5 protein-coding genes and 2 pseudogenes are annotated in these 6189 nt (G+C 67.1%); 4 read left to right on the forward strand and 3 right to left on the reverse strand.

Features of this window, described 5'->3' with window-relative positions:
- The first annotated feature begins 85 nt into the window (after positions 1 to 85).
- The 4 genes and pseudogenes from V5F77_RS28005 to V5F77_RS28020 all read left to right on the forward strand — a co-directional run.
- Entirely contained in the window at positions 86 to 1630 is a 1545-nt protein-coding gene (locus V5F77_RS28005; protein WP_429008348.1) for an AMP-binding protein, read from the forward strand.
- Positions 1627 to 2790, forward strand: a complete 1164-nt coding sequence (locus tag V5F77_RS28010; RefSeq protein WP_429008349.1) for a thiolase domain-containing protein — start codon at positions 1627 to 1629, stop codon at positions 2788 to 2790. The genes V5F77_RS28005 and V5F77_RS28010 overlap by 4 nt, the downstream gene beginning before the upstream one ends.
- Before the next feature lie 154 nt (positions 2791 to 2944).
- Positions 2945 to 3646: an enoyl-CoA hydratase/isomerase family protein gene (locus V5F77_RS28015; protein WP_429008350.1), complete on the forward strand. Its 702-nt coding sequence runs from the start codon at positions 2945 to 2947 to the stop codon at positions 3644 to 3646.
- A pseudogene (locus V5F77_RS28020) lies at positions 3594 to 4064 on the forward strand (IS66 family transposase); the annotation flags it as partial. The gene V5F77_RS28015 and the pseudogene V5F77_RS28020, both read left to right, overlap by 53 nt.
- Before the next feature lie 45 nt (positions 4065 to 4109).
- On the opposite strand, the gene V5F77_RS28025 reads toward V5F77_RS28020, so the two are convergent.
- From V5F77_RS28025 to V5F77_RS28035, 3 genes and pseudogenes are all read right to left on the reverse strand, one after another.
- Entirely contained in the window at positions 4110 to 4316 is a 207-nt protein-coding gene (locus tag V5F77_RS28025) for a hypothetical protein (RefSeq protein ID WP_429008351.1), read from the reverse strand.
- A gap of 102 nt (positions 4317 to 4418) precedes the next feature.
- Positions 4419 to 5663, reverse strand: coding sequence for an MFS transporter (locus V5F77_RS28030; protein WP_429008352.1), 1245 nt, complete (start codon positions 5661 to 5663; stop codon positions 4419 to 4421).
- A gap of 241 nt (positions 5664 to 5904) precedes the next feature.
- A pseudogene (locus tag V5F77_RS28035) lies at positions 5905 to 6189 on the reverse strand (hypothetical protein); the annotation flags it as partial.

The raw sequence follows: 6189 nt of genomic DNA on the forward strand, positions 1-6189 counted from the left end.
GCATATCACATGCTTGCACCAAACTCCGGAAACAGCTAGCCTGGCGTTTAAGTAAATAAACTTCACTAAGAAGTAGGGAGCGGAAATGAGCCTCGCAACGCTCATCCTGAGGACTGCGCGCCGGCTGCCTGATCGTCCCGCGGTCACCGATGCCGAGGCCACGCTGACCTATGCGGCCTTCACCGAACGGGCCGCGCGAATCGCTGGCAGCTTCCGGGCGCGAGGCATCGCCCGCGGGGCCCGGGTGGTGCTCTACATGGAGAATGTGGGCAGCTTCTTCGAATGCATGCTGGGCTGCTGGATCGCGGGGCTCTGCGCCGTGCCCGTGAACGCCAAGCTGCACCCGCGCGAGGTCGTCGGGATCGCGGCGGACTGCGAGGCCGCGCTGCTCATCACCACGCCCGGCCTTGTGGAGCCCCTCTTGCCGGAGCTCCGGGACATGCATATGCCGGGCGGCGTCGTCTGCGCCAGCACGGAGGACTATGAGCGCCTCGTCTCGGCCGAGCCGCTCGCCTGCTTCCACGCGGCGCCCACCGATCGGGCTTGGCTGTTCTATACCAGCGGCACCACCGGCAAGCCCAAGGGCGCCATCCTCAGCCACCGCAATCTCCTCACCATGAGCCTGACCTACTATGCCGACATCGACCCGGTGGACGAGCGCGACACCCACATCACCTGCGCGCCCGTCTCCCACGGCGCCGGGCTCTACGCGCTACCCTTCCTGCTCAAGGGCGGGCATCAGATCGTTCTGCCGGGCTTCGACGTGGAAGAGGTGTTGACGACCCTCACGCGCTACGAGCACGTGAGCCTGTTCGCCGCGCCGACTATGCTGACGCGGCTCGTCAACCATCCCGCGTCCCTTACGGCGGATTTCACCAACCTGAAGACCATCTATTACGGCGGCGCGCCCATGTACGTCGCCGACCTGAAACAGGCCTTGCGTGTCGTCGGGCCGAAGCTCTACCAGCTCTATGGGCAGGGCGAATCGCCCATGACCATCACGGGCCTGCCCAAGCGCCTTCACGGCGATGCCGACCATCCCGCGCCCGATGAGGTGCTGGGCTCCTGCGGCTTTCCCCGCTCCGGCCAAGAGGTTCGGGTGGTGGACGCGGAGGGCCGCGATCTGCCGCAGGGCGAGGTGGGAGAGGTCGTGGTCCGCGGTGATTGCGTCATGGAAGGCTACTGGAACAATCCCCAGGGAACCGCCTCGGCGCTGCGCGAGGGCTGGCTCTTTACCGGGGACGTGGGAAGCCTCGATCCGCGCGGAGCCCTGACCCTGCGCGACCGGTCCAAGGACCTCATCATCTCCGGCGGCAGCAACATCTATCCACGGGAGGTGGAAGAAGTCCTGCTGCGCCACGACGACGTGCTGGAGGTCTCGGTGATCGGCACCCCACATCCCGACTGGGGCGAGGAGGTGGTGGCCTTTGTGGTCGCGCGCCCCGGCGCCGAGGTGGAGGTCTGCGACCTCGACCGGCTCTGCCTGGAGAACATCGCGCGCTTCAAGCGGCCAAAGCACTACCGCTTCCTGGAGACGCTCCCCAAGAACAATTACGGCAAGGTGCTCAAGACCGAGCTGCGCCGGCAGTTCGCGGACCATGTGAACAAGGCGGAGGCCAAGGCATCATGAGACGCGTCTACGTCGCAGGAATCGGATCCACCAGCTTCGGCCGCCATCCCGACACGGCCATTCAGGCGCTGGCCGTGCGCGCCGCCGATGCGGCGATCCGCGAATCCGGGCTCGACCGGAACGAGATCGGAGCGCTCTATCTCGGCAACTTCATCGCCGGGCCCCTGGTTGGCCAGGAGGTGCTGGCGGGGCTCGTGGCCGACGGCCTCGGCCTGCCGCAGATCCCCTGCACCAAGGTGGAAGGCGCCTGCGCCTCCGGCGGCATCGCTTTCCGCCACGCCTACCTCGCCGTGGCCAGCGGCTTGTGCGACGTCACCCTCGCCGTGGGCGTCGAGAAGATGACCCATGCCGACACGGCGAGCGTCACCTCGGCCCTCAACTGCGCCATGGATTTCCGCAGCGACGGCGTCAGCGGGCTCACCTTCCCCGGCCTGTTCGGCCTTGTCTGGCGCCTCTACGAGGAGCGCTACGGCGCGACGCGGGATCAGATTTCCGAGGTGGTGCGCAAGAACAAGGGCAACGGCCTCAAAAATCCCTTGGCCCAGATGGGGGCCGCCTTGTCCCCCGAGGAAATCGCCGAGGCGCGGCTCATCTGCGATCCGCTGCGCCTTTATGACTGCTGTCCCGCCAGCGACGGCGCGGCCGCCGTGCTGCTGGTGGCGGAAGACCGCCTCGCCGACCTGCCGACCCGCCCGGTGGAAGTGCTCGCCTCTGCCCAGGCGCGCGGCAGCGCCCGCATCGCCGGCCATCCCGATTTGTGCACCTTCGAGGCGACGGTGGCTGCGGCCGATCAGGCCTATCGTCAGGCCGGCATTACCCCCGCCGACGTGAGCTTCGTGGAAGTGCACGATTGCTTCTCCATCGCCGAGATCATTGACAGCGAGGATCTCGGCTTCGTGCCCCGCGGCCAGGGCGCGGCCTATGCCGCCGAGGGGCGCATCGCGGTCGGCGGCGCCCGGCCCATCAACGCCAGCGGTGGCCTGCTCGCCAAAGGCCACCCCGTCGGCGCCACCGGTCTCGGCCAGATCTACGAAAGCGTTCTGCAGTTGCGCGGCACCCATCCGAACCAGGTGAAGGGCGCCAGCATCGGCCTCACCCACAATCTCGGCGGCACGGGCGTGGCTTGCACGGTCAACATCCTGCGCGGGGCCGGCGCATAAGCGTCGACCATCGGGGCTCAGCACAGACAAACCCCACTCTTCAGCACCAGGGGATACTCCATGGGCGATATTCGCTGCGACCGGGACGGCAAGGTCTGGCTCATCACCATCGACCGGCCGTCCGTGATGAATTCCCTCGACTTCCGACGAATTGGTGGAGGTTTGGCGCGCCTTTGACCGTTCCAACGACGCCCATGTCGCTGTGGTCACCGGCGCCGGGGACGCGGCGTTCTGCGCCGGCGCCGACCTGAAGACCTATACGGTGAATTTCGCCCGCCGGCCCGCCCCTGAATTTCGCTCCCGCTACACCGACGGACCTGGGTTCGGCGGCATCACCCGCAACCTGGAGATCGACAAGCCCGTCCTTGCCGCGGTGAACGGCTTCGCCATCTCCGGCGGTTTCGAACTGGCCCTCGCCTGCGACCTCCGCTTCTGCGCGCCCCATGCGGAGTTCGCGCTGCAGGACGCCAAATGGGGCTTCCATGCCTGTGACGGCGGCCTCATCCGCCTGCCTCAGATTGTCGGCCTCGGCAATGCCATGGAGATCATCCTTTCCGGCGAGCGGATCGGGGCGGAGCACGCGCTCCGCATCGGCCTCGTCAATCGCATCGTGCCCACCACCGATCTTCTCTCCTTCACCCTCGACTATGCGCAGATGCTGGCCAAGCGCTCCCCGCTCTCCCACCGCTTCGCCAAGGACGTCATGCGTCGCGCCGTGGGCATGTCCCTGGAGGAGGCGCTGCGCCTCGAATCCCGCTCCTTCTACGACCTCGGCCAGACCGAGGACATCGTGGAGGGCACCAATCAACGGCATAACCGCGGCCGAGCGGCTCGCCGTCCGGCAGGAAAAGAGTAAGCCGTTGCTGGGCGAGATGGAGGAATGGCTGCGCACCGAACGGGCCAGCCTCTCGCATTCATCGCCGGTGATCGGGCCGATTGACTACATGCTGTCGCGCTGGGCCGACTTCGCCCGCTTCGTCGACGATGGCAGGATTTGCATGACGAACAATGCCGCCGAAAGAGCGTTGCGCGGTGTCGCCTGCGGCAGAAAATCCTGGCTCTTCGCTGGTTCTGACCGTGGCGCCGACCGCGCGGCCGTCATGCTCACGCTCATCATGACCGCCCGTCTCAACGACGTCGATCCGAAGGCGTGGCTCGCCGATGTCCTTGCCCGCATCGCAGACCTGCCGGCTTCCCGTCTCCATGAAATGCTGCCGTGGGAATGGAAGAGCCGACACCACCCCGAAAGCCCGGCTCATCAGCAGGCGGCCTGACCAACACTCCCTATCATAGCTCAGTCCAACTTCGCGTGCGCGTCGCTATCCCGCGTGCCTGCTCGGATGCTTACGCTGCATCTGTCCGAGCGGCACCAGCACCAGCACCAGCATATCCATGAAGCGATAGAGCATGAGCACCGGCATAGCCACGACGAACACGATCGCTATGAGCTCGAACCAGGGGTGCAGCCCGGCGAGCCGGACACCCACTGGCACCAGCATGCGCCCCTGGGACATTGGCACCTGCATTTCCCGATCTCCATCATCGCCACGGGCACGGGAGCTAAAGTCGTCCGTGCCCCCTGGGACGGTTCACCGTCGCGGCAGCGCCCGGCATAGAGCCGGGGCGCCTCAGGGGCGGCGCGCGCCGTCGGGAGGCGGGACGTCGCGCCCTGCCCGGCGAATCAGGGTAAACACCATTACGAGCAAGACTGCGAGGACCGCGAAACCGGCCCCTGCGGCAAAGGTCGCGGCGGAGCCGATCCGCTCCCACAGCACCCCCGCGACGACGCTCGCCACCAGCATGGCGATGCCGGTGGCGAGATTGAACAGGCCGAAGGCGGAGCCCCGCAGCGTCGCGGGCGCGTGCTGGGCAACCAGCTTGGCGAGCAGGCCCTGCGTGAGCGCCATGTGCGCCCCCCACAAGGCGATGCCGAGAAAGGCGCCCCACAGCCCCGGTGCGAAGGCCAGCATCAGGTCCGCGCCGATGAGGACCGCCAGCCCCACCAGCAGCAGGCGCGTGGGCGAGGCCTGGTCGGACCAGGCGCCGGCGGGATAGGCGCCGAGCGAATAGACGACGTTCATGGCCACGAGAACGAGCGGCGCGAGGGCCAGCGGCAGGCCCTCGTCGTGCGCCTTCAGCACGAGGAAGGCCTCGCTGAACCGCGCAAAGGTGAACACCACGCCGATGGCGACGACGCCCCAGAACGCGCCGTCGAACTGCCGGAGATCGGCGAGGCGCACCGGCGGCGGCCGGCCGGTGGCGCCCTCCTCCCCGATGGCGCGATCCTCGACCCCCAGGATGACGCACGCCACCGCGAGCGCGCCGGGGATGAGGGCGAACCAGAACACCGTTCGCATGTCGTCGGCGAACAGCGCCATCAGCGCGATGGCGAGGAGCGGGCCGAGGAACCCCCCGACCGTATCGAGCGCCTGGCGCACCCCGTAGGCGCGCCCGCGGATGGAAGGCGGCGTGACATCCGCCACCAGCGCGTCCCGCGGCGCGCCGCGCATCCCCTTGCCGATGCGGTCGGCGAAGCGCGCGGCGAACACCATGGCCGGCGCGCCGGCGAGGGCGAAGAACGGCTTCGACGCGGCGCCCAACCCATAGCCGATGAGGATCAGCGGCTTGCGCCGGCCGATGCGGTCGGACAAGTAGCCGGAAAAGACCTTCACGATGGCGGCGGTGGATTCCCCCACCCCCTCGATGAGGCCCACCACGGCCACGCCGGCTCCGAGGGTTGCGGTGAGAAAGAGGGGCAACAGCGCGTGGATCATCTCAGATGAGATGTCCATGAACAGGCTCACAAACCCGAGCGCCCAGACGGTTTTCGGGATTGGGGGCCGCTGGTCGGTGTCGGGGGCTGTCGTGTGCATCTTGGCCTCGACTTGACGAACCCGGCCGGCGCGGACAACAGGCTTGTGCGCCCCCTTCTGCGTCAGGCGACACGCACTTCCGTCATCATGCCCGTGGCCATGCGGTAGCGACGGCGGTAGTGTTGCACCAGTCACCCTTCGAGGCAGAAGCCCGCAAAAGCTGACATGGGTGTCCACCAAACCGAGGAAGGACCGGCATCGGTCGCCGCCGGATTGAAGTTGAAGGAAGGCACGGCTGGCCGAGCAGCTTGAGGCGCTGGCCTACGAAATCCGCGATCTGAGCGGGACTGAAGCGTCGAGCGTCGATATAGCCGTCGGTCTTGAACACGCCCTCAACGGCGCCCTCATCCGTGCGGAAGAACATGATGCGCAGATGGTCGCGTTCCATGATGATCTCCCGAATCGCCCTGAACTCGATGCCGCACCAGTCCTTCCTCTGATAGTCCACGCCTATGAAGACGACGATGAGCTTCAAGCAATCACGATAGATGTTCTGTAGGAGCGTGTCGAGCGACGGCCGTGCCAA

The organism is Roseixanthobacter psychrophilus, assembly GCF_043195195.1.
Taxonomy (GTDB): domain Bacteria; phylum Pseudomonadota; class Alphaproteobacteria; order Rhizobiales; family Xanthobacteraceae; genus NCEH01.

What these genes read in the sequence shown, in the direction of transcription:
- V5F77_RS28030 (WP_429008352.1), bottom strand. Translation starts at nt 5,663, where the DNA reads ATGCACACGACAGCCCCCGACACCGACCAGCGGCCCCCAATCCCGAAA.
- V5F77_RS28025 (WP_429008351.1), bottom strand. Translation starts at nt 4,316, where the DNA reads ATGCAGGTGCCAATGTCCCAGGGGCGCATGCTGGTGCCAGTGGGTGTC.
- V5F77_RS28005 (WP_429008348.1), top strand. Translation starts at nt 86, where the DNA reads ATGAGCCTCGCAACGCTCATCCTGAGGACTGCGCGCCGGCTGCCTGAT.
- V5F77_RS28010 (WP_429008349.1), top strand. Translation starts at nt 1,627, where the DNA reads ATGAGACGCGTCTACGTCGCAGGAATCGGATCCACCAGCTTCGGCCGC.